Origin of the sequence: Paraglaciecola algarum (assembly GCF_021532655.1) — a bacterium.
GTDB lineage: Bacteria > Pseudomonadota > Gammaproteobacteria > Enterobacterales > Alteromonadaceae > Paraglaciecola > Paraglaciecola algarum.
Map to the genome: position 1 here is coordinate 385,438 of NZ_JAKGAS010000002.1, position 25,048 is coordinate 410,485.

19 protein-coding genes are annotated in these 25,048 nt (G+C 40.4%); 6 read left to right on the top strand and 13 right to left on the bottom strand.

Going from position 1 to position 25,048, the window contains the following annotated elements; all coding sequences use genetic code 11:
- Positions 1 to 42: 42 nt before the first annotated feature.
- Together L0668_RS05230 and L0668_RS05235 are read right to left on the bottom strand one after the other, a co-directional pair.
- Positions 43 to 1,437 carry a 5-methyltetrahydrofolate--homocysteine methyltransferase gene (locus tag L0668_RS05230; RefSeq protein ID WP_235311223.1) on the bottom strand — a complete coding sequence of 465 codons (1,395 nt, stop codon included), beginning with the start codon at positions 1,435 to 1,437 and terminating at the stop codon, positions 43 to 45.
- Positions 1,438 to 1,542: 105 nt separating this feature from the next.
- Entirely contained in the window at positions 1,543 to 4,002 is a 2,460-nt protein-coding gene (locus L0668_RS05235; protein WP_235311020.1) for a TonB-dependent receptor, read from the bottom strand.
- Between the two features lie 164 nt (positions 4,003 to 4,166).
- Between L0668_RS05235 and L0668_RS05240 the strand changes: the two genes are divergently transcribed.
- Both L0668_RS05240 and L0668_RS05245 read left to right on the top strand, forming a co-directional pair.
- Positions 4,167 to 4,589: a MerC domain-containing protein gene (locus tag L0668_RS05240; RefSeq protein ID WP_235311021.1), complete on the top strand. Its 423-nt coding sequence runs from the start codon at positions 4,167 to 4,169 to the stop codon at positions 4,587 to 4,589.
- A 41-nt stretch (positions 4,590 to 4,630) separates the two neighbouring features.
- Positions 4,631 to 5,305, top strand: a complete 675-nt coding sequence (locus tag L0668_RS05245) for a DUF1826 domain-containing protein (RefSeq protein WP_235311022.1) — start codon at positions 4,631 to 4,633, stop codon at positions 5,303 to 5,305.
- A gap of 29 nt (positions 5,306 to 5,334) precedes the next feature.
- On the opposite strand, the gene L0668_RS05250 is transcribed toward L0668_RS05245, so the two are convergent.
- Positions 5,335 to 6,033, bottom strand: coding sequence for a DUF3299 domain-containing protein (locus L0668_RS05250; RefSeq protein WP_235311023.1), 699 nt, complete (start codon positions 6,031 to 6,033; stop codon positions 5,335 to 5,337).
- Positions 6,034 to 6,063: 30 nt separating this feature from the next.
- The gene (locus L0668_RS05255; RefSeq protein ID WP_235311024.1) at positions 6,064 to 6,585 is read right to left on the bottom strand and encodes a DUF3299 domain-containing protein; all 522 of its coding nucleotides are present in this window, start codon (positions 6,583 to 6,585) and stop codon (positions 6,064 to 6,066) included.
- 135 nt (positions 6,586 to 6,720) lie between these two features.
- Here L0668_RS05255 and L0668_RS05260 point away from each other — a divergent pair, with 135 nt between their 5' ends.
- Both L0668_RS05260 and L0668_RS05265 read left to right on the top strand, forming a co-directional pair.
- A complete protein-coding gene (locus L0668_RS05260; RefSeq protein WP_235311025.1) occupies positions 6,721 to 7,479 on the top strand; it encodes an ABC transporter ATP-binding protein in 759 nt (252 codons plus the stop codon).
- Positions 7,479 to 8,873, top strand: a complete 1,395-nt coding sequence (locus tag L0668_RS05265; protein ID WP_235311026.1) for an ABC transporter permease — start codon at positions 7,479 to 7,481, stop codon at positions 8,871 to 8,873. The genes L0668_RS05260 and L0668_RS05265 overlap by 1 nt, the downstream gene beginning before the upstream one ends.
- A gap of 163 nt (positions 8,874 to 9,036) precedes the next feature.
- Here the strand turns inward: L0668_RS05265 and L0668_RS05270 are convergent, their stop codons facing one another.
- The 6 genes from L0668_RS05270 to L0668_RS05295 form a co-directional block, all read right to left on the bottom strand.
- Positions 9,037 to 9,816: an IclR family transcriptional regulator gene (locus tag L0668_RS05270; RefSeq protein ID WP_235311027.1), complete on the bottom strand. Its 780-nt coding sequence runs from the start codon at positions 9,814 to 9,816 to the stop codon at positions 9,037 to 9,039.
- A gap of 107 nt (positions 9,817 to 9,923) precedes the next feature.
- Positions 9,924 to 10,769, bottom strand: coding sequence for a fumarylacetoacetate hydrolase family protein (locus L0668_RS05275; protein ID WP_235311028.1), 846 nt, complete (start codon positions 10,767 to 10,769; stop codon positions 9,924 to 9,926).
- A gap of 118 nt (positions 10,770 to 10,887) precedes the next feature.
- Complete coding sequence (locus L0668_RS05280) at positions 10,888 to 11,670, bottom strand: SDR family NAD(P)-dependent oxidoreductase (RefSeq protein ID WP_235311029.1); 783 nt, start codon at positions 11,668 to 11,670, stop codon at positions 10,888 to 10,890.
- A gap of 20 nt (positions 11,671 to 11,690) precedes the next feature.
- Positions 11,691 to 12,722 carry an aldo/keto reductase gene (locus tag L0668_RS05285; protein ID WP_235311030.1) on the bottom strand — a complete coding sequence of 344 codons (1,032 nt, stop codon included), beginning with the start codon at positions 12,720 to 12,722 and terminating at the stop codon, positions 11,691 to 11,693.
- Positions 12,723 to 12,741: 19 nt separating this feature from the next.
- Positions 12,742 to 13,926 carry a UxaA family hydrolase gene (locus L0668_RS05290; RefSeq protein WP_235311031.1) on the bottom strand — a complete coding sequence of 395 codons (1,185 nt, stop codon included), beginning with the start codon at positions 13,924 to 13,926 and terminating at the stop codon, positions 12,742 to 12,744.
- A 1-nt stretch (position 13,927) separates the two neighbouring features.
- Positions 13,928 to 14,227, bottom strand: a complete 300-nt coding sequence (locus L0668_RS05295; RefSeq protein WP_235311032.1) for a UxaA family hydrolase — start codon at positions 14,225 to 14,227, stop codon at positions 13,928 to 13,930.
- 553 nt (positions 14,228 to 14,780) lie between these two features.
- Between L0668_RS05295 and L0668_RS05300 the strand changes: the two genes are divergently transcribed.
- Complete coding sequence (locus L0668_RS05300; protein WP_235311033.1) at positions 14,781 to 16,244, top strand: glyceraldehyde-3-phosphate dehydrogenase; 1,464 nt, start codon at positions 14,781 to 14,783, stop codon at positions 16,242 to 16,244.
- A gap of 239 nt (positions 16,245 to 16,483) precedes the next feature.
- Here the strand turns inward: L0668_RS05300 and glmS are convergent, their stop codons facing one another.
- The 3 genes from glmS to L0668_RS05315 form a co-directional block, all read right to left on the bottom strand.
- On the bottom strand, positions 16,484 to 18,316 hold the full coding sequence (glmS, locus tag L0668_RS05305; RefSeq protein ID WP_235311034.1) for a glutamine--fructose-6-phosphate transaminase (isomerizing): 1,833 nt from the start codon (positions 18,314 to 18,316) through the stop codon (positions 16,484 to 16,486).
- 27 nt (positions 18,317 to 18,343) lie between these two features.
- Positions 18,344 to 19,111, bottom strand: coding sequence for a DeoR/GlpR family DNA-binding transcription regulator (locus L0668_RS05310; protein ID WP_235311035.1), 768 nt, complete (start codon positions 19,109 to 19,111; stop codon positions 18,344 to 18,346).
- Positions 19,112 to 19,283: 172 nt separating this feature from the next.
- Positions 19,284 to 20,228: a polysaccharide lyase family 7 protein gene (locus tag L0668_RS05315; protein ID WP_235311036.1), complete on the bottom strand. Its 945-nt coding sequence runs from the start codon at positions 20,226 to 20,228 to the stop codon at positions 19,284 to 19,286.
- A gap of 397 nt (positions 20,229 to 20,625) precedes the next feature.
- Here L0668_RS05315 and L0668_RS05320 point away from each other — a divergent pair, with 397 nt between their 5' ends.
- Positions 20,626 to 24,933, top strand: coding sequence for a VCBS domain-containing protein (locus L0668_RS05320; RefSeq protein ID WP_235311037.1), 4,308 nt, complete (start codon positions 20,626 to 20,628; stop codon positions 24,931 to 24,933).
- The last annotated feature ends 115 nt before the right edge of the window (positions 24,934 to 25,048 follow it).

Consider the following 25,048-nt stretch of genomic DNA (forward strand, 5'->3'; position numbering starts at 1 on the left):
GTTTGTAGGGCACAGAATGTGCCCTACAAGACTAGGGTTCAATTAATGATCGTGCTCGTCGTCTTCGTGTGCTTCTTCGGCTATACCCAGCCATGTAATATTAGCAGGAGCGAAATCTAACTCAATATCACCTTCAATCTCCATGTCTTCTATATGCACCTGAAGTACGTGTTGAGCGATGGGATCGGCCACATAAACATAGTGACCGTTTTCGGCGACTGTCATGCTAAATTTCATGCCTTCTGGCATGGTTGACACATCTTCTTCAGAGATATCCACACTGCCTGCTAATTCCCAATGTGTTTCGCCATCGTGATCATGTGGGGTTAAGATGTTTAAAAAGCCTTTACTGTCTAAAATTAGAAATGCTTCACCTTCGTAAGCAAATGCATAGGAAACCGGACTAGCATCCGCAGCTGGTTGCCATTCTAGGGTTTCCATCTCTTCATTTTCAGGATCAATTTTTACTAGAATTGCCTCACCGCCGCCATGTCCGGCTGCTATACCAATAAAGGTTTCACTCTCTTCATGACCGTAAATAGTGCCAATACGTAAACCATTTAAGCCTTCAATATTGAGGATTTTCTCTGCTTCGAATTCTTCATCATGCTGATGAGCGACTAATATGCCATCAGAACAACCAAACAGTACTGCATGTCCGTTTTGAGCTGCACCGTGTAAATCAGGGCAAAGTACCTCTAATATTTGTTCTTGTTCATATTCGCCGTCGTGCAAGTGATAAACCGCGACTTGATCAGGTAGGATTTTAGCGGCTGACGTATTTTCGGCATCATCACGACGAACAGTTGAAAGTAAGTATTCTCCAACTGGCTCAGCTACTCCATGCATGTTTACTGGGTAGTCTAAAGTGTGGATGTTAGAGATTTCAGAACTAATATCGGTATCAGTTAAAACTTGCACCGCAGCTGGAATACCAGAGTCTGCGTCGCCATCATAAAACACTGCCATATGGCCGTCATGCTTAACAATATGCGTTGGTCGGCTGCCATCTAACTCAAGATGATTCATTTCTGGTGCTTGTTCGTAATCGTGTAAATGAGCACCATGATCTTCACGCCACATGCCGCTATCAATAAAACCAACATAGTCATTGCTGCGGCTAGCGATTACGGCAAAACGATAATCAGCAGAGGCGGTAAGTGAGTTTGAGTTATGAATTAGCGAGAAAGTATCTAATAGTTGGTTGTCATCTAAGTCAAAGACTACTGCTTGGTTGCTGTCAGCAGATAACACAGCAAGGCGTCCCATTGATTCAATTGTAAACTCGTCATCGCCATGGTCATCATCATGGTCGTCTTCATCTGGCACTACTATTGGTTCTTTTTCAATAATAGTGGTTTCAGCATCGCCACAACCATAAAGTAATAAGCTGCTGATAGCGGCAGTTAATAAATTAAGTTGAAATGGCTTTTTGATTGATTTCATTATGTATTCCTTTATTCGGTATATATCTAATTTTGTAAACCGAGCGCTTACTAAATCGTTTGCTAAGCAGCCGCGCTCGGTATGTATGCTTTTTATCTAAAAGTAACCTCGTACACCCACTGATATATTGCGGCCAGGTCGAGGTGCTACATTTTTGATAAATGAGGTATGCACCCTTGCTTCTGTGTTGGTTAAGTTATTACCTTTGAGATATACGGCCATGTCTTGATTGAACATTGGCACGTCGTAAGAAACACTGGCATCTACCATGGTATAACCATCTGTTTCAGTCTCTGTTGAGGTGATTTTGTCTTGCTTTTGATAACGAGTGATATCTAAGTGAGCACTTAGATTTTCGTTTTCATAACTTAGTTGAGTACCGAAACGCATAGGTGAGGTTCGAGGTAAATCGCCACCACCTTTTAGCCTAGCTCGGACAAAGTCAGAGAATACAGTCGCTTTAAACTCGCTAGTTACTTGCCAAGCAACTTGCGCTTCAAAACCATGTAAAATTACGTCTTGGGTTTGAAAAATGTAAACCGGTAATTCATCACTATGCTCGTCATGACCTGCTTCGTCTTCAGCACCGTGGTCATGTTCATCTTCCTCATGATCGTGACCACTTTCAGCAAATAGCCCCGTATCTGTTTGATAGTAATAATTGTCAACTTGGTTATAAAACACATTAAAAACAAAGGCTAAATCACCTTGGCTTTTACGTAAGGTAATATCAATATTATTGGCGGTTTCTAAATCAATGGTTTTTTCTGTAAGTTCAATATGAGTTTCACCATCTTCTTGATGCATCCCAAACAAAGCGCCCACTTCATAGCTGCCTGTACCTATGTGTGGTCCAAAGGATAATAATTCAGAAGCTGAAGGAGCACGTTGTGAACGAGATATAGACACTCCTAAGTTATAGCCTTGAGTAAATTCCCAAACTAATCCTGCAGATAAACTCACCGGAGTAAATTCGTGATCCACTGCAAACACGCGTGTGATGTTACTTTCTTCTTCGTGAGCATGGTCGTCTTCATGGTCGTGCTCATCAGAATCTTGGTCTTCATGCGCTTCTTCGTGGCCATGAGCTTCTAGCATAGGCAGTAATACGTTATCTGCTGTTAAGGTGACACGTTCTACGCGGGCGCCAAATTGTAGCAATACATCGCCAATGTGTTTTTCTTCCATTAACCCTAGAGCAATAGTTTGTGCTGTAGATGGGGGAGTAAAGGCTTCCTCACCTTGGGCTGCCACTTCACTATTTTTATAATGCAAACTAAGGCCACCGTTCCAGTCTAAATATGTGTTTTGAATCACATCGACTTTTAGCTCTTCGGTTTGACTTTCAAATAATGTGCCTATTTCACCTGCTTCGACTTCTGCATGTTCATAGTTGGTAAAACCTGTCCGTAGATTGACTTTCTTAATCCAATCACTTCCAATATTGAATTCACCCAATAATTGAACTTTAGTTTGTGCTAAATCGGCATAAACGTTTTCAGCTTCATCACCATGGCTGTGACCAGGAATACCGTATTCACGATTAAATTGTTCTACAGCAAGGCCCACATAACCTTTATCAAATAAGTAACTGCCACCTAAGGTAAAGCCACTGGATTCTTCAGCGCTATTTTCAACTGTATAGTCATGGGATTCGTCGTGATCATGATCGTCGTCATGGTCGTGATCATCATGCCCAGCTTCAGCTTCAACAGGCACTTCATAATCATTAGATTTGCGCCAATAACCATCGGCATAAAAACCAAATGAGTCAGTGCCTGTAGTGGCATTAAAAGAAGCGAGTTTTTGGTCGTTAACTGAGCTGTTTTCAAGTAACCACTCACCGCGAGTTGTACTATCGGTAGGTACACGGCCATCGACCACGTTTACTACGCCACCAATTGCGCCACTACCGTAAAACAAAGTAGCAGGGCCACGGAGTACTTCAATTTGTTGAGAGGTAGATGACTCAGCTGCAACCGAGTGATCAGGTCCCACTCTAGATACGTCACTTACGTCTAAACCATTTTGAGCAATCAGTACTCTTGGACCACTTAAGCCTCGGATAATAGGAGTACTGGCCACATTGCCATGAAAGTTGGTTTGCACACCGGGGAGTTTTTCTAGGGTGTCACCTAAGGTGGCAGCTTGTTGGCGACGTAAGGTTTCGCCTGTAATAACATTCACAGGTGCAGCTGATTCCATTACCGACATGTGAATAGGCGTAGAGACTATATCGATAACTTCAATTGGTGAACGAGATAAGGTTAGTGTTAATGATTTATTCTCATCTTTAGCTAAAGTCACGTCTTGATGAAGGTGAGCATAACCTGGTACGGCAATATGAAACTCGTTATTGCCTATGTTCAAGCCATCAATAACAAAACGTCCAGTTTGATCTGTGACGACTTTGTTAGTGCTTCCTTCAACTTTTATTGAGGCTCCGGCTATTACTTCCCCATCACTATTTTTGACGGTTCCTTCAATTGATTGGGCCAACACACTGGCTGGTAAAAGCACACTTAACAGTGCTGCTATTGGGGAGATTTTGAACATTTTTGCTTCTCTTGAGATGTTATATTGTAACAATTGTTAGCTATGTTATATTATAACAATTGCTAGTTCAATATTTACTTTACCGAGCCGTCATTTTTCTAAAACACTATTTGCAGTGAGAATTGCTTTTTGGATGGTTCTTTTAACTTTTATTTGGAGTCAAGATGTTTAAATTTTTGATAAATACAGCTGATCGCGCGGCTGTTATTTTGTCTACCTTGTGTTTGATCCACTGTTTTGTCTTGCCGATTATCCTAATTACTTTGCCTACTTTAACCAGTGTGGCGTTTTTTAGTGATGAACGTTTTCACGCTTGGCTGCTGTATGCGGTGATACCTATTAGTGCCTTTGCTGTGGTCTCTGGGTATTTCCATCATCGTAATTGGTATGTGGTGCTCATTACGTCAATTGGCATGAGCATTTTAGTGTCAGTGGCGATACTAGGTCACGCCGTTTTTGGCGATCAAGGCGAAGTACTTGTGTCGGTAGTAGGGTCTCTTTTCGTGGCATACGGACATATTAAAAACTTTAAAACACGTAAGCAGTTAAGCCAATGTCATCAGGCAACTATTAAAGTGTGCTCGTAACGAACACTCGTTTATTTTAGAAAATTCAAGCCGGAGGGGTGATGCAATCTCAAGTTGTTTTAAAAGAACAAACAAAAAATAATATCATCATGCGTTTTGCTAATTCAACTGAGCCTAGTGTGCTCACTGATATTTATGATGATTCAGTGAATCTAGCGTTATGGCAGCGGGACTTATCGAGTGAGATCAAAGCAGATGTTGCTCAATTTATCGGTGCTGCAAAGCATCTTGATCGTTCTGCATTTATTAGAGCAAAACATATTGAAGAGGATATTCGCGATGAACTAAAACGCACAACTTTAGGTGATGCCTTTATCAGTAATACTAGCGAATTGGTTGATATGTTTTGCACCTTGTTTGACCTTGATCAAGTGGGCTTTCGCATTCGTTTACTTGATTTACCTATGTGCCCTCGGTTCCATATTGACAGAGTACCTTGTCGATTGGTCACCACTTTTTCTGGCCAAGGTACACAATGGTTAGATGGTAACAATATAGACAGAGGTAAGTTAGGTCACGGCAGTCAAGGCTTAGATGATAGTGAATCGGGACTTTATTCAGCAACAAGCAGTATAGAAAATATGACCGCAGGTGATGTGGCTTTACTTAAAGGGTCTGCATGGATAGGCAACGAAGAGACCGCCATTGTGCACCGCTCTCCACCATACAAATCTGCCGAAAAACGCTTACTGCTGACCTTAGACTTTTTATCCTAAGCCCCTAGTTTATTGAGTTACTTTTATGATTAATGCTTTCTAAAATCGTCAGGTTGACCATTAAACTTTGAGATGAATACCGGCTCCAACGTGTAAGCCGAGGTACCCATAGGATCTTCAAATAATTCCCGATTGATTTTTCCTTTAAGGGTATAGGCTTGAGTAATGTCGAACTGGCTAAAACCTGGATCAAGTTGCACGAACAATATTTGGTTAGGTGGCGGCGGCGGAAAATGTAAACAGGCGCCAAAATAAGGAACCAGAAACAGATTTTGAACACTTTTATCGGCATAAAAATCTATGGGCACAATAAAGCCAGATATAGACACCATTTTGTTTTCGAGTTGTTCAACCGTATTAGTTGAGATTAACGCTTGTTGGTAATCTTGGTCACTTGAGGCTTGAATAGAGCGCATGATTTGGGCCGTCATATTCTCTAAGTTTTGGGCTTGAGCTGGTGTTTGGGATAGAGGCGCTTGATATTTAGTAATAACTTTTTGTTCGGATTGGGGTAAAAGATCAGCCCAATTTAAAGGTTCGACTTTAGTGTGTTTAAAAGCGGATTTAAGTTTGTCATTTGATGTGCTGTAAAGTGTAGCTTTGGGCAAAATTTGTTGTTTAATGGTTGACCCATAATTAATTGCCAAATGAGATGTCGTGATGCCTAAAGCTAGGCACAGCAACATACTTAAAATTATTTTTATTCCTCTGCTCAGTTGTTTATTCATGATCTTTTGTTTGTGCCTTTATCAGGTTATTCATTCAAAAATTTGAATATTGTCTATGGTCATACCGTAGGCTGAGGTGCCATTTTCTGTGTTGGTGGTTTCTATATGTATTGTTCCTTCAAACCAAAATGCTTCTGTGAGGTCTGTTAATTTAAACCCTTTTGTTACCTTGCCATAAATTATTTGATTAGGCGGGGGAGGCGGCATATGTAAGCAAGCACCAAAATATGGCACGATAAAAAACTCTGTTACATTTTGGTTTTCATCATTTGCTAGGGGTACCATATATCCTGGAATTCGAATCGCTTTTTTATCAAAACTTTTGATAACTTTTACAGAAGTTAAAGCTTGTTGAAAGCGGCTTGTTTCTTTGTTCGCTGATTTTGCTGATAAAGCAGCGATAGAGTCTTGCTCACTGCCGTCTGCTATATTGGATAAAAAATCCGGTGGATTAAGTAAAGCATCAAGATCACCTTGAGGGATGAGTTCCACCCATTCTATTTGTTTATAGGTTATGGTTTCAGCGATTTCTGCTTGAATAGATGCACTCAAGAAGCTTACAAAAAGGACAAGGCATGAGTGCCAAACCCTAAAAACTTTGTTAGTTTTCATTCTAAATCTATAGGGATATAATTATATCGATGTTATATCATAACAATTATATTTAATGCCACTCTTGGTCTATTTATGTCTGCTAAAGAAAATAAACACAATTTAGATACTAGTGACTGCCAAACAGCAATTGAGCTTAACGATTTAGTACATGTTTATGGAAACCCAACGAATAAAGGTGCCCAGTTGCGCTTTGATAACTGGAAAGTACAAAGTGGCCAACAAGTGTTTCTTTACGGCGATTCAGGCTCGGGAAAATCTACTTTATTAAATTTGCTATCGGGTATTCTTGCACCGCAACAGGGGAGTATTAAGTTGTTTGGCAATGAATTGAGCGATTTATCGAATAGTCAACGGGATCGTTTTCGAGCAGAAAACATAGGGGTAGTGTTTCAACAGTTTAATCTTATTCCTTATTTGAGTGTGGCAAAAAATATTGAGTTAGCTGTGTATTTAGCTAAGTCTTCGAAACAAGATCTTCAAGCATCTATAAAACAATTCGTTTCAGCTTTAAATTTGCCTAGCAATATTTTAAACAAACCCGTTTCAAGTCTAAGTATTGGTCAACAACAGCGAGTGGCGATTATGCGAGCATTTATCAATTCGCCAAAATTGTTGTTAATAGACGAATCCACCTCAGCTCTAGATAATACGGCCAAACAAGCTTTTATGTCTGTGTTGATGGAAATTTGCCAAGCGAATAAAACCACTATGATATTTGTTAGCCATGATCTTGAATTAAAACGTTATTTTTCACTACATACGCCACTTTCATCTTTTTGCCAATTAAGCCATCAGTCTGAGAATTATTTAGATAAAGAGGAGGCTAATTAATGCTTACTTCAATAGCATGGCAAAGTTTAGTCAGTCGCCGCAAAACTGTATTTCTGACCTTTTTATCTTTGGTGGTGAGTATTAGTGTGCTGATAAGTGTTGAGCATATTCGCTTGCAGGCTAAAGAAAGTTTTAATCGCACTATTTCTGGTGTAGATCTAATAGTGGGCGCGCCAAGTGGCGAATTAAATTTACTTTTGTACTCTATTTTCAGAATGGGTAGCCCGACTAATAACATTCACTTTGATAGTTTTACCATGCTTAAATCTAACCCATCTGTTGAATGGGCTGTGCCTATTTCTTTGGGAGATTCCCACGATGGTTTTCGGGTAATGGGCACCAATCAGGATTATTTTGAGTATTTTAAATATGGTAATAAGAAGCCTCTACAGTTAAGTGAAGGCGAAGTTTTTCATGGGCCTTTTGATGCTGTAATTGGCTCTGATGTGGCGAACAAGTTGGGTTATAAAACAGGTGATAATATTGTCTTGTCTCACGGTATTGGCCACACAAGTTTTGTGCATCACGACCAAGCCCCTTTTACAGTAACAGGTATTATTGCACCCACTGGCACTCCGGTTGATAAAACGGTACACGTTAATCTAGCGGCTATAGAGGCGATCCATTTACCTCCCAAAAAATTGGCGCAGCTGGTGGAAGCGAGTCAAATGCATGGTGATCATGTTGAAGAGGGTCAAGCTCACGAGTATGAACATAATCATATAGAACAAAACCAAGTCGAGCATGAGCAAGTAGATGTACATCATGCTCATAATCATGAAAAAGAACATGATTATGATGAAAAACATTCAGAAAATACTCATGCCCCCCACAGTCATTCAGCTGAAAAGATTACTGCTGTGTTATTAGGATTAAACAATAAATTTGCCACTTTCACTCTACAGCGACAAATTGATAATTATCAGAATGATAGATTAATGGCTGTATTGCCTGGCGTTGCTATGACTCAATTGTGGAGCTTAATGGGGAATATTGAAAAAGTCCTACAAGTAATTGGCTCTTTGGTCTTGTTAGCGTCCCTATTTGGTTTAGCTACTATGTTATTGGCCACTATGAACGAGCGTCAAAAAGAGATCGCAGTGTTTCGAATATTAGGTGCTTCACCCAAATTTATAGTCTATTTAGTTGTGCTAGAGGCGTTAATTATCAGTACGCTAGCTATAGTAGCAGCCTTTTTATTGGTGACATCATTATTAACGTTATTAGATGGGTGGTTAACCGCTGAATACGGATTGTTTTTAAACTCAAATGTGTTCACTCAAGATTCACTTATGTTGGCAATTATTATTCTTGGGGCGACTAGTGTGACAGCGTTAATTCCTAGTATAGAAGCTTATAAAAAAGCATTACACTCGCAGCTCTCGGTGCACTAGCGTTATACTTTCTTAGTACAAATCAAAAAGGATTAACTGACTTTTTAGCTTGATATTGAGTTTGCAAATACCAAGCGTATTAATCGGCTCTTTAGCGACGTGCCAAAGAAATAACCAAGCATCAAAAGACTTTTTTCATACTTAATAAAGTTTTAACATTTATTTAAAATCCACTGTATGTCTGGGCCAAAAGTGATAATTCGGCTGCCGCTGTTTTAATAAATCCTTCTGTCTTAGATAAACTTAGAGATATACCTTTTTCTTCAATAAATGGTACGGTTAAGCAGGCTATCACTTCTTCTGTATTGCCCAAAAAAATAGGGAATGATAAATCGGTTAGGCCCGTTACAATTGCGCTTTTCGATCTAGCATGGCCTTTATTCAAAATTCTCTCTATGAGGATTTCACATTCTTCACGATTAAAATCAGGAGCAGTGGTTTCAAATTCCTTAAGTGCAGCTTCTCGCATATTTTCTGGCATGTAAGATAACAAAACACGACCAGAACCTGTCTTATATAAATCTAAATGATGCCCAACTCTCACAGACAAGCTAACAATAGCAGGGCTTTGAACTCTAGCAATCACTACCATGCGTTGTTGATTAGCAACTGCAATATGACACGATTGCATGATATCAGCTGACAACTTATGCATGATTGGGAACGCAGCTTCAACTAATGTGCCTACTGGGGGAACTTTCATGCCGAGGTCAAATAATTTATTAGTAATATGGAATAAGTCCCCCCCTTCATTTCTAGCTAAATATCCGCGTATTTCTAGAGCCGCTACCATACGGTAAATTTCACTTTTGGAGCGTTCTAGGGTCGTAGATATTTGAGTAAGGGACATGGGCTCTTGAATTTCAGCTAACAATTCTAGAATTTCAAAGCCCTTTTCTAATGCTGGTGCCGAATAACTACGCTTTTTATTTGGTTCTTCCATTATAGTCCTAGCCCCACAGTGATATGTAAATCGTTGCTTTTAAGTATACGTAGCTAGGTTTAAGTATTCTATACATGTATTTTTTACTACTCACCATCTACTTATGATTACTGTGTGTATTCAACCACTGTTTGACTTTGTTCGCCTAAACCTTCAATGCTTAGGGCAATTTTGTCACCTGGCTTTAAGTAAAGTGGTGGGGTTTGACCTAAACCAACACCTGGAGGTGTGCCTGTTGAAATCACGTCACCTGATTGTAAGCTCATGTATTGGCTTAAATAACTGACGATGAAAGCTGGTTTAAATACCATAGTCTTGGTATTACCGTTTTGGAAACGTTTGCCGTTAACTTCTAACCACATCGACAAATTGTTAGGGTCTTTCACTTCGTCGCTTGTCACCAACCATGGGCCGATAGGTCCGAAGGTGTCACAACCTTTTCCTTTATCCCATTGAGAGCCTTGCTCTAATTGGAAAGTACGCTCAGATACGTCATTACACACACAATAACCCGCAATGTAATCTTCGGCTTCTTCTTCGCTCACGTAAGAGGTGTGTTTACCTATCACTATGGCTAGCTCGACTTCCCAATCCAGTTTGTCACTGTTCTTAGGCTGAATCACATCATCAAAAGGCCCACAAATCGCACTGGTAGCTTTAGTGAAAATTTCAGGCTCTGCAGGGATCGGCATGCCTGATTCTGCTGCATGGTCTGCATAGTTTAAGCCGACACATAAAAACTTGCCTACATTGCCTACACAAGCGCCGTAACGAACATCACCTTCCACAATAGGTAAGCTATTAATATCTGTGGCTTTGATTTTATCTAGATGGTTGGAAAGTGATTCACCATTGATGTCGCTTACCACTCCTGACAAATCACGAATGTCGCCATTGTCATCGACAATACCCGGTTTTTCTTGGCCTAATGGCCCATAACGTAAAAGTTTCATTATTTGTTCTTGTTCCTGTTCTTGTTTCTTAATTTAAATTTTTTGAGCTACGAGCCAAAACCTAGGGTTCTAAATCTTTAAGCTCGCCACTCGAAGCTAGAAGCTTGTCACTGTGTTGTTAGTTATTTAAGGTGACAAATCCGCCGTCTATGGGGAAATTACTGCCAGTAATAAAAGATGCTTCGTCAGAGCATAAATAGTCTACTAAAGCGGCTATTTCTTGAGGTTGCCCCATACGGCCAATTGGCTGACTTTTAGACAGTTTTTCAAACATCTCATCACGATTATCTGCATAGTTATTATCTAAAAAGTTATCGACAAATGGGGTATGTACTCGGCCTGGTGAAATACAGTTACAACGTACACCGTCATCTATGTAATCTCGTGCGACAGAGTAAGTCATAGTTAATACCGCGCCTTTACTCATAGAATAAGCAAATCTATCTGTGATACCCACAGAAGACGCAATAGACGCCATATTAATAATCACGCCACTTTTTTGCGCTTTCATGGCGCCAATACAAGCTGAAATACAGTTGTACACACCTTTCACATTTACATTGTAAAGACGGTCTAAGTCGGCCTCAGAGGTGTGTTCAATATCGCCTACATGGGCAATACCCGCATTGTTGATTAAAATATCAATGGATTCTTTTTCAAGAATTGAATCAAACACAGATTTTACATCTGCATTGTTGGCTATGTTCAATTCATAGGCTTGTGCTGCACCGCCTTGCTCAGTGATTAAGTTGACAGTTTGGTTGGCAGACACTAAATCTAAATCTACCACCAAAACCTTTAATCCTTTTTGCGCTAAACGCAGACAGATACTTTGGCCTATGCCACTACCGCCGCCTGTCACTAGTGCGACTTTTGTGATGTTTGTTGTGTCTTGAGGCATTATTTATTCCAAATATGTTTTTAAATAGGTAATGGCGCGTTTTCGCTTAACAGACCTTTTGTTTGTAAAGTCTGCCAAAACCCAATAGGAATAGTTTGATTAAACAACTCTATTGTGTGATTGACTCGTCTTTCACTACCTAAACCTGGAATAACCGATGATACAATTGGGTGTGCTAAAGGAAATTGAAGGGCAGCAGCAGCAAGTGTTACTTGGTACTCAGCACATACTTTTTCAATCTCAGCGACTTTTTCAATGATATCTTTTGGGGCAGGCTCATAGTTAAACATAGGGGTACCACTAAAGTTTACGCCTGTGGCTAAAATTCCTGAATTGTACGGGCCACCTAAAATTATTGTGGCGCCATGTTCAATACATTTGGGAAATAAACTGCTTAACGGATCTTGTTCGAGTAACGAATATCTTCCGGCCAATAAAAAACAATCAAACTGTCCAATATCCATAGCTTGTTCGCAGACCAAAGATTCGTTAACACCTAATCCAACTGCGCTAATTAATTTAGCTTGGCGTAATTCTTCTAACGCCTTGTAACCGCTGGTTTTAAGTTGATTAAAGTAGTGAGCGTCTTTGTCGCCATGGGTATCTATACCGATATCATGGACTAGGGCGATATCGATTTTAGCTAAACCTAAGCGCTGCAAACTATCTTCAAAAGAACGCATTATGCCATCGTAGGTATAATCGTAATGAGCATCAAATGGCATAGGAGTATCAAAGCCGTATCTTAGTTCTTTGGTATTGGCAGTGCGATCTGCTGTGAGTATGCGACCGACTTTAGTCGACAATACGTAGTCAGCTGGATTTAACTCACGTAATGCGTCACCAACCCGTCTTTCGCTTAAACCTAAGCCGTAACGAGGGGCAGTATCAAATAAATTAATACCTGAATTAATTGCTGCGTTTAACGTAGCTTGGGCGTCTGCGTTTGATACAGCTTGATAAAGATTGCCCATAGAAGCCGCACCAAAACCAAGAGTAGAGACTTGAAGTTGGGTAAGCCCGACTTGGCGTTTTTCAAAATTAGTATTCATTATTTTTTAAATCACTGGTTTATCGAAGACATGATGGGCCGATGTTTTCGAACGTTTTATAGGTTAATAGAAATTCTTTATGGCCTAATTCTTCTGACTTAGTCTGAGCACCTTTAGCCACCATTAATGTTTGCTGATAAATTTCTTCGCCCACTTCTTCAACAGTTGCTTTGCCTTCGATAATTGCCCCAGCATTCACATCCATATCTTCACTTAAGTTTTTGTAAGTTTCAGGATTTGCACAGATCTTTATTACTGGTGATATGGCAGAGCCAACGACAGAACCTCGGCCGGTAGTGAATAAAATTAAATGCGCACCAGATGCGATCATTTCGACTATTTCTGCATTGTCTGCAATATTTGGGAAGCCAAACATAGGATCGCCGTCAGGCACAACATCCATTAAAAATAAGCCTTTTTTGTGAGGAATTTCACCTGGTTTAATGATGCCATTGATATTAGATGCACCAGATTTAGCGTAGGCACCCATGGATTTTTCTTCTTGGGTGGTGAGTCCACCTTCGGCATTGCCTGGGGCAAAACTGCCGTATCCCATAATGGTGTAATACTTTTCAGCTTTTTCTACACACTTGACTAAATCTTCGGCTATTTGAGGTGTTTCTGCCCGATGGGCCATTATATGTTCGCAACCAATAAGCTCACCCGTTTCTTCAAAAATACAGGTGGCTTCGGCGGCTATTAACTTATCGAAACACACGCCAACTGCTGGGTTAGCGCTAATACCACTAGTTCCGTCAGAACCGCCACAAATAGTACCCACAACTAAATCAGCAACTGACATATCTACTTTCTGTGTGGATTGAATTTGCTGGAATATGGCTTTGGCTTTTTCAACACCACTTTCAATAGTTGTTTTTGTACCTCCACATTTTTGGATCACTAGTGTTTCAATAGGGCGCCCGCTATCTGCTATTGTTTGAGCAAGCTGTTCTCTATTAAATCCTTCACATCCCAAAGACACTAAAACCACGCCACCTACATTTGAGTGGGTGCATAACTTTTCCATCATTTGTAATGAGTACTCGTTGGGATAACAACCAGGAAACCCAATTAGTTGAACATCTTCATTATCGACTTTAGAGACTATGGTTCTGGCCACGTGATGAGCACATTCTACCAAATAGGCCACAACGACTATGTTTCTGATGCCTTTATTACCGTCTTGTCTTAAATAACCTAACATTTTATTCTCCAGCCTTGGCTTGTCTGGTGTGACTGGGAATGTAGTCACTTTTCATGTTATGCATATGAACATGCTCTCCAGCCTTAATGTCAGTAGTTGCCGAGCCGATTGGTACTCCATACCTGATAACTTTCTCTAGGCTATTCAGGTCAGTTCTGGCGATCTTATGACCTACATCTATTGCGGTACTCAATGTATATTTTTTGTCATCAATCAGGGCCACTTCTCCAGAACTAGCTGGTTGGCAACAGATCAGGACATTGTCAGCTTGATTAACCAAAATAAATTTGTTTCGACTCACGTTTTACCTAACCTGGTGTTTTATATTTTAAATTAAATTTAATATTTAAATTATTGTTGAGTCTCTCTATATAAGTCAATTAATTTATTTTAATTTGATTTTAGTGCGATTCATTGTTGCGGCCTTAAAACCTGAATATAAAGATAACTGCCATCTATAAAATCAAACACTTAATTAGGTGATGAAAATAGGTTTGAACTGAAGTTTGCTTTAATGACAATACAGAGGTGTTTGACCGTCTTTAATGATTCGTCTAATTATTAGATTTTTATTATTGATGAACTTTTTTTTGAAAGTTAATTTCATTTTATGTTCCCTCCTAAGGCTTAATTAGCGGTCTTTTTTAATTTTGATTGATCTTATTCTCTGCTAATTTCCTAACTGTAAATTTATTACGAAAAAATAGACTTAACATATTGATATTTATCGTTTTTTGAAATTTACATACAATTTGTCGTTACTCTTTTACTCGATTAGAATGCGCCCGATCAGGTGACCTATTGCGATTAGCAGTATGGGGAATTGTAATAAAGATTAGCAAAAAGGTTAGTTAATGAATCAACAATATGAGCAAGAGTTATCGAGTAGTTGGCAAGAAAGGCAAGAGTTTGCAGAAAAAATGTTGCCATTATTGGGCAGTTTATATCGTGAGAAGTCTGTCGAAATATCCGTCTATGGGCGCCCTCTTTTAGGTGCCAGCGCAATTGATATTATCAAAGCGCACCGCAGAGTGCGTTTGAATGAATCACAAAAACTTAGGTTGCGCGAGAGTTGGCCATTGTTGCAAGCTTTAGCAAAGATGCAGTTAGCCCCTGCTCATATTGATTTAGGTAAGTTAGCTTATGCTTTCCATTATGATCCAGCATTTACAGGTCTGACTATAGAACGTTATCTAACGCAGCAGCTTAAAGACATAGTTGATATCCAACAAAATCAAGTATGCCAAGATGTGGTTTTGTATGGTTTTGGACGCATAGGACGCTTATTAGCAAGGTTATTGATAGAACGGCAAGGTAGCAATAACAAGCTTAAACTCAAGGCCATTGTAGTGCGTGGAGGAAAGGAAGGGGATTTAGAAAAACGAGCAAGTTTATTACGTCGTGACTCAGTACATGGCCCATTTAATGGAAGCATTACCATAGATAAAGAAAAAAATGCGATTAAAGCGAACGGTGCTTACATCCAAGTTATCTATGCAAATAGCCCATTAGAGATAGATTACACTCAGTATGGAATCAATAACGCAATTGTTATCGACAATACAGGTATATGGCGTGACCAAGCCGGCTTGACCCAACATCTAAAATCAAAAGGAGTGAAAAAAGTATTACTGACTGCACCAGGCAAAGATAAAGTAAAGAATATTGTTTATGGGGTAAATCACCAAGATATTGAAAATAGCGATGTTATTTTATCTGCTGCTAGCTGCACTACTAATGCGATTACCCCAGTATTAAAGGCTATCGATGAAAAGTACTCTGTGGATAGTGGCCATGTTGAAACCGTGCATTCATTTACCAATGACCAAAATTTAATTGATAATTTTCATTCTGGTGAGCGTCGCGGACGTAGCGCGGCATTAAATATGGTGATTACAGAAACGGGTGCAGCAAAAGCGGTTGCTAAAGCTTATCCAAGTTTAAAAGGAAAATTAACTGGCAATGCGATTAGGGTACCTACACCCAATGTATCCTTAGCTATTTTGAATTTACAATTACAAGAGTCTGTAGAAAAAGAGCCACTAAATAGTTTTTTACGTGATATGGCTTTGTTTTCATCACTACAGCATCAAATTGATTATTCTTCTTCCACTGAGATAGTTTCTTCTGATCTTGTTGGTACGCGAACACCTGCCGTGATCGATTCACAAGCAACTATCGTAGCTGGAAATAGGGCAACGCTGTATGTTTGGTACGACAATGAATTTGGCTATAGTTGTCAGGTACTTAAGGTGTTGCAACATATGGCAGGCTTAGTTTTACCTACTTTGCCAGAATCCTTTTCAATTCAAGTGTGATGACCATACTCAGAGTTATATAGTTGGGTACAAGTCGCATATTATTTTAAGATAACCGCTAATTTAGCGGTTTTTCTTGGCGAGAATACTCAGTGTTATTCGAGATAAACCCCGTGGATCGTTTTAAACAAAAGTGCTTTACCCGGTGAGCTCTGGTAAAGCAATGTGTTTTTCGGATTAAAGCATTGGGAAGCCACCTAATTTGCAAACCACAATTTTGATATTCAATAAATATCTTTTTACTCAACGGTTACGCTTTTTGCCAAGTTTCTAGGTTGGTCTACGTCTGTACCTTTAATAATGGCGACGTAATATGACAATAATTGTAATGGTAGGGTGTAGACGATTGGGGCGATAGCGGCCTCGCAGTGGGGAACATTGATTACGCGCATGGTGTCGTCGCTTTGGAAGTTGGCTTGTTTGTCGGCAAACACGTACATGATACCGCCGCGAGCGCGTACTTCTTCTACGTTTGATTTGAGTTTTTCTAATAATTCATTATTAGGCGCCACAACAATAACTGGCATTTCATCGTCGATTAAGGCTAATGGTCCGTGTTTTAGCTCGCCCGATGCGTAGGCTTCGGCGTGAATATAAGAGATCTCTTTAAGCTTAAGTGCCCCTTCCATCGCGATGGGATATTGGTCGCCTCGACCTAAGAACAAACTGTGATGCTTGTCGGCAAATTCTTCGGCTAAATCTTTGATGCTATCGGTTAAAGATAGTGTTTCTTCTAACTTGGCAGGTAAAGAATGTAGGGCGCCGACTATGTGATCGTGATCATTTTTACTCATGCCGTTATGTTGGCCTATGGCCAAGGTCAGCATCAAAAAGCCTGTTAATTGGGTGGTAAATGCCTTAGTTGAAGCGACACCAATTTCGGCACCAGCTAGGGTCATAAAGGCTAAGTCTGATTCACGCACTAATGACGAACCTGGTACGTTACAAATAGTTAAACTAGCGGCGTAACCTTGTTCTTTAGCTAAGCGAAGTGCGGCTAAAGTATCAGCTGTTTCGCCCGATTGAGAGATGGTGACAATTAAGCTATTAGGATGTACGTAAGATTTTCGGTATCTGAATTCAGAAGCGATTTCCACGTTACATGATACGTTAGCGTATTGCTCTAACCAATAACGAGCTGTCATACCTGAGTGATAACTGGTGCCACAGGCAATGATTTGTACATGTTTAATTCCGGCTAATAATTCATCAGCACCATGACCAAAAATATTGGCGCTGATACCTGAGTCACTTAAACGGCCGCTTAACGTATTGCGCACAACAGCGGGTTGTTCATGAATTTCTTTTAACATGTAATGGCGATAATGGCCTTTATCGCCTGCATCGTGAGTGACGTTTGATTCGTTCACTTCACGTTCTACTGGATTACCCTGAGTATCGTAAACTTTAATACTGGTGCGGGTAATTTCAGCTACGTCGCCTTCTTCCAAAAACATAAAACGGCGCGTCACTGGTAATAACGCCATTTGATCAGACGCAATAAAGTTTTCACCTATGCCTAGTCCAATCACTAAAGGACTACCTGAGCGAGCCACTATGATGCGTTCTGGGTCGTTTTTGTCCATGATCACAGTACCGTAAGCACCATGAAATTGTTTCACAGAGTTTTGCACTGCCGTGAGTAAATCATCACATTGATCTAATTCAAAATGCACTTGGTGAGCTATGGTTTCGGTGTCGGTATCTGAACTAAACCCGTAACCTTTGGCAGTTAATTCTTCACGTAATATTTGATAGTTTTCAATAATGCCATTGTGCACAACGGCGATACGTTCGGTAGAAAAGTGCGGGTGAGCGTTAGCTTCAGTAACCCCACCATGGGTCGCCCAGCGAGTGTGGGCAATGCCTGTAGAACCTTTAATCGGCGATGCATGTAAGGCGTCGGCTAATTCTTTTACTTTACCTATTCGGCGAGTTCGAGTGAGGTTACCGTTATTGTCTAACAGGGCTACACCAGCTGAATCATATCCACGGTATTCAAGGCGTTTTAATCCTTCTAATAAAATTTCTACTACGTTTCTTTCTGCTATTGCGCCAACTATCCCACACATAAATTATTCTCCGTATTAAAAGCTTTTTTATTGGGCTGAGGCGCACAATACTTTAACGCCTTGCTGTTCTATTAATTGTTTGGTGTTTAAATCTATTTGGTCATCGGTAATTAATGTCGATATTGATTGCCAAGGTAGTTCTACATTAGGAATTTTTCGTTGTAGTTTTTCTGATTCAGCTAACACAATTACCTGGTTGGACACTTCTGCCATCACTCGACTTAGGTGAGTTAATTCGTTAAAGGTGGTTGTACCCTTTTCTATGTCTAATCCAGCGGCACCTAAAAATGCTTGGTCAAAATTATAAGCACGTAACATTTGTTCGGCCATTTGACCTTGAAATGAATGAGATTGAGCGTCCCATGAACCACCTGTCATCAAGACTTTAGGTTCGTTTTCTCGCTCTAACAATGAGTTGGCAACATGTAATGAGTTGGTCATGACCACTAGCCCTAACTTAGTTTTAAGTTCAGGAATTAATGCTGACGTGGTGCTGCCACTGTCGATAATAATGCGATTGTGATCTTTGATTAAGGTAGCAGCTAGCTTGGCGATAGCTATCTTTCGAGTTGAAACTTTTTCACTAGAAAGTTCTGACGATTCGGTAGGTAATAACACCGCACCGCCAAATTTTCGTAGCAAGAGTCCATTGTTTTCTAGTTCAGCTAAGTCTTTTCGAATGGTCACTTCAGAAGTGGAAAATGCCTTAGATAATAGATCAACAGATACTTCGCCGTCTTGGTTGAGGCGTTCAATAATGGCTCTTCGCCTTTGTTGAGTATTACGTTTTTGCATTTTAAAGTTGCTTAAGTTTCGAATCGAAATGTATTTTAAGTATTATCTTTCGAGTTTCAAGTATTAATTTCGAAATGTAAGTATGTGGTTTGGTACGTATAGGAGAAGAGGAAGCTAGGAGATTCGTAATATTAGATACGAAGAGCGGGCTGAGTTGAGTCACTCAGCCCTGTTAGCGGTCGTAACCTTTATGGGTATTTTCCAGGCGATAAAAGGTGGCTTGTACATAGTCTTTGGGATCACCTGAGTTATTTTGATTATATACCCCTGCTTTAAAATACATGTATTGATCACGTTTATGATAACCACTGTCTTTTATATCGACTATGTGAGTGATGTCTTCTTTACCTTCTCTAATTAAGGTCACAGTTAAGGTGTCGCCTTTAACGTCAATCACATAGCTGAACTTTTCATTAAGTGCTATGCCATCTTCGGGCTCTTTAGCATTACTCGCTCGTGAGCCGTTAAATTCATAATATTGTTCATCGCCTTCTCTTGGTTCGTGGGCTAAATATACAACCCCCTTGGAATTGTAAGGAAGTTTTCGATAATACAATCGAGCGGGTTCGTCGTCTTTCGCATGGATTTGGCCAATAATGACTCTGCCAATTTGTTTTGAGTCACCAGTTACTGTGACATTGTTTACCGCAACCGTGGCTTCTAATCTGCCATCTACACCACCTGCCTCTCTTTGGGTTTTTCCGCGTACGCTACTAAATACCCAGTTGTTTTTAGTCACGCCCTGAGTTTTGATTGAGTAATCATCTCGTCTTAACATTTCTCGTAATTCGGTACGGGTATATTTTGTGTTTTTTGAGGTTTTTACGCCATCAACAAAAGCGGTGAACACCATGCCTCCGTCGTCTGCTGTATAAAAGTAGGGTTTATATTCAAAGCCTTTTTTAAAAAGTTCCCCAGGAATTGTGTCTACTTTGCCATCTTTATTGGTATCTACAGGTAAGCTGATATTCCAATCTGCAAGGTCAAAGTTTAGCCCAGGTGGTGCTTTAGGATTTAGTTGCTGATTTTTATTGGCGGCAGCCGTATTGGCAACTGCAATACTGCTAGCCAAAGAGGTAAGTATTACCATGAATAAAATGGGGTTTTTAGTAAACATATTTCTAACCTTTTTAATAAATTAGGGCTAACCCTGAATCATAATTTAGATGTTCAGTATACCTAAAAAACAAAGTGGTAAGAGCATTTGAGTGATATTTATTATAATTGGTTGTATTGTTTTTTGTAATTGGTATTACATTCTGTGTGTGGGTAGCTTGTGATTCATTACATTATATTGATTCCTGTTGGTATTTTATCATGGGTTATTTTGTAAATAAAATGTGTCTAGTCGTTAAATTTGACTGGTAAGATGGTTCTCTTTGTGGTTTTATATCACTTTCAAGTAACCAAATTGATAAAATTGGTAATATAGGTTGGTCGTGTGGTTGTTGTTATTAAGCAAGTGCAAGCAGATACAAGATCTAGATAAAGTGTAACTCAAAGAGAGATTAACGATGAACAAGTTAAAATTATTTACCCTATGCGTGATAAGCGCTACGGTGATTTCATCCTGTGGAGACGACACGTCTAAGTTGCAAGGTAATAGCAATGGTGCCATTGAAATCGTGGGTAGCGATTTCCTTGCTGGCTCTACATTAACTACATCGCTAAGCGATCCTGATGGCATAGTTGATGGCACAGTTAGTTATTTATGGTCAACAGGTGCAACCGGCTCTTCATATACCATTACCGAAGATGACGAAGGTACTGTTATAACGGCTTCTGCTTTATATACTGATAAAGCTGGCTTTATGGAAGGGGTTGGCGCATCTACTCCACTAATACGCCCAACCTTAAATGTGACTGCCAATGTAGTAAAAGGGCCGGTCAGTGGTGCCAGCTGTGACCTTTTCTCTATCGACGATAGCGGTGCAGCGGGTTCAACCTCTGAAGCCAGTGCCATGTCAGACGCAACGGGCGCTGTGACATTTATCGATGTTCATTATGAAGGTACGGCTTTAATTTCTTGTACTGGCGGAACCTACCTTGATGAGTCAACCGGCAACACAGTTGATGCCCCAGAGTTACGAGCGGTATTGAATGTAGTTGAAGGTGATGCTGAAACTCCCGCTCCATCTTATGTTGTTTCACCATTAACAGAAATGGCAGTACAAGCTGCCGGTGCCAATTTAAATGATTTTGCAGCAGTAGCTGATACCATCAACCAAAGGTTTGGTATACGTTTTGATGCTACAGAAGTGCAGCCTACTGTGGTAGGTGTTGATGTGCTTGGCGCCGATGGCGCTGAAAATTCAGATAGATATGGTTCTGTTCTTGCGCTTCTTTCACAACTTGATTCTGACGATGCTGATAAAGATATAGCTGCTGTGATCGCTGAGCTTGCTGCTGACATAGCAGACGGTTCATTTGCAGACGCGACTTTAGATGCCTTTGAACTGGCACAAACTAACTTGCAAACCACTTCTCAGGTTGCCAGTTATGTAGATGAGTCTCTGCTTGATGTAATTGGCTCAGCTGTTGGTTATAACAATGACCCAGTGACAGCCATAATCGAAGGTGTGTTTAGTGGTACTGTTCCACACACTGCCACTTCTCCATTAACCGGAGCTGTATCTGTTACTGATCCAAACTTTGAAGAAGACGCTATCATCATTCAATCTGATGTGGCGTTAGACTTTGGTAGTTTTAGTATTGCAGCTGACGGAAGCTGGTCATATACAGTTGATGTAGCAAATGAGACTGTTGCCAGCCTTGAATTAGGAGAGTCAGTTAACGATTTAGTGACTATTACCTCAATTGATGGCACTACCGCCGAAATTAACATCCGTGTTGCTTCACTTACCCAAGTAGTTAAGCTTTCAGACATAGGTGGAGACACTGGTGAGATTTACTATAACCTAGATAATTTACGTCAAGGTAAGCTAACAGCCTCGTTCGCAAAAGAAGAAGCGCGTGGCAGTGATGGAAACATCAAAGATGCTTATATTGCTCTGTACGGTTCGTCAGGCAGTAACAGTGAATCTCTCGTAGACGTGCGTATTCAAGGTAATCAAATTATCGACGATGTAGCAGTTGAGCCTCGCTTCTTTGTGCGAAATACAGATAGTGCCGCTTACCCAGGTAACATTATTACCGCCCCATTTGTTGAAGAACAATTTTATGAAATATCCATTGCATGGGACTTAGATGCAGTTGAGCAACTCACTATTACTGTTGATGGTGAAGTGATTGGTGGTGGTGCTTTCTCTACAGCAGCTGTGGTTGACTCTGATTACGAAAACTTAGCCCAGTGGTTTGCAGACGGTGTGCAAAGGGTTCAATTCAGATTCGGTGATAACGACAGAACGATTCCTTTTGGCTCTTTTTATGTCGACAACATTGCTGTTTATTCAGACACTGCTGGTACGGTAAGTGTATTTGAAGATGACTTTGAAAGTTATGCTGAAGGTGACACCTTAGATGGTGATAATAGCCCTTACGGCACAGCAATCTATGCTGAAGTGGTTGTATTTGACGTAGGTGGTGCAGCTGAACCTACACCAGCAGTATTCTTTGGTTTAACCGGTGCTATTGCGGGTGATGAAGCTACCTCTACAGGTGCAGTTAGTGTACTTGACCCTGATGATGGTGAAGCCTTTATTCAGCCAGCAAGTTTAACTGGTATGTACGGAACGCTAGACATTTTAGATGATGGCTCATGGACTTATACCCTAGATACCAACAACGCAACTATTGCTGCACTGGTTGTAGGTGAACGTGAAACTGATACATTCACTATTGAATCTTTTGATGGCACGACTGCTGAATTAGCAATCACAATTACAGGTACGGTTGTGGTTAATACTGGTGCAAATAATGTTGCTGTTATCGTTGATACCCTTGATTCAGATACTGGTGAGTTGCGTTATGCACTTGGAGATAATGGACCGCTAGCTGCTGGTAGAATCGAAGTGAAGGTTAAGCGTCTTGACGATGACCTAGGTAATGCAGATGCATTTATCACTTTATTTAACGAAAACACTAACAACGACGGTGCCATTTTAGACCTTCGCCTTAGAGATGATAGTTTCGGTGTACGTAGCCCTGGTGATGTAGATACTTCTGCCGCGACTATGGTGTTGGATACCTTTATGGATGTAGTGATTACTTGGGAATACCCAGGTGGTGATACTACGGTTAATCCATTAGTAACCGTTGAAGTTGATGGTGTGAGCTTTAATGCAGAAGGCTTTACTCCAGACAACAATTCATTCGGTGGCGTGACTCACGTATCGTTTAGATTAGGTGGTAACAGCGCGGTTAGTGAAGCGACTGGTAAGTTTACCCTTGATGACTTGTCTATTTTCTCTGATACAGCTGGCACAACTGTTGTGTTCTCTGATGACTTTGAAAATTACGCTGATGGTGATTCACTTGATACTGACAATGCCGCGTCTCCGTACCATAGCAATACCTCTGAAGCGACGATTGAAAAAATCGGCTCTGTAGGTGGTCCTGGCACTGCTGGCAATAAATTCGCTGTCATTACCGATACCTTAGATTCAGATACTGGTGAGTTGCGTTATGCACTTGGCGATAATGGTCCTCTTGCCGCGGGTAGAATCGAAGTGGCGATTAAACGTCTTGACGATGACCTAGGTAATGCAGACGCATTTATCAGCTTGTTCAACGAAAACACTAACAATGATGGTGCGATTTTAGACCTTCGTATTAGAGACGATAGTTTTGGTGTGCGTAGTCCTGGTGATCTAGATACCTCTGCTGCGCTAGTAATGCTTGATCAATTTATGAATGTGGTAATTACTTGGGAATACCCAGGTGGTGATACTACGGTTAATCCATTAGTAACCGTGGAAATTGACGGTGTTAGTTTTATCGCGGAAGGCTTTACACCTGATAACAATTCGTTCGGTGGTGTGACTCACGTATCATTTAGATTGGGTGGCAATAGTGCTGTAAGTGGAGCGACAGGTAAGTTTAGCCTCGATAACTTGTTTATATTCTCTGATACAGCAGGTACAACAGAAGTGTTCTCTGATGATTTTGAAGCTTATGCTGACGGTGATTCGTTAGATACAGACAATGCCGTATCTCCATACCACAGCAATACTTCAGAAGCTGTTGTGGGTGTCGAGGAAGGCGGTGCGATAGGTGGCCCTGGCAGTGCAGGTAATAAGGCCGCGGCCATTACCGATACATTAGATTCAGATACCGGAGAGTTACGTTATGCTCTTGGTGATGGTGGCCCATTAGTTGCTGGCCGATTTGAAGTGGCAATAAAGCGCTTGGATGACGATCTTGGAGATGGTGATGCATTTATTTCATTGTTCAATGAAAATACCAATAATGATGGCGCTATTTTAGACCTGCGGATTAGAGATGATAGCTTTGGTGTGCGTAGTCCAAGCGATATAGATACTTCTGCTGCTCTAGTCATGCTAGACCAATTTATGAATGTAGTGGTGACTTGGGAATATCCTGAGGGTAACCTAGAAGTGACCCCTCTGGTGACTGTTGAGATTGACGGTGTGAGTTTTGTCACAGAAGGCTTTACTCCAGATAACAACTCTGTAGGTGGTGTGACTCATGCTTCAATTAGATTTGGAGACAACGGTGGTGTGAGAGAAACCACGGGAGTGATAACAGTTGATAATATTGCAATCTACTCTGATACAGCAGGTAACGCTTTAGTATTCTCTGATGACTTTGAGACATATGTGGATGGTGACTCATTAGACACCGATAACCCAGTTTCACCTTATAATTCTTCAACCTCTGAAGCAGTTGTGATTGTTGAATAAAGTTTAATATGTGTGTGTAAAGCACTTAAGGTGTTAAACCTTAAGTGCTTTTTATTAGTGAGATAAAAACTTAGTGAAATAAAAAAGCTAGAAGTTTACTAATCAGTGACTCAAA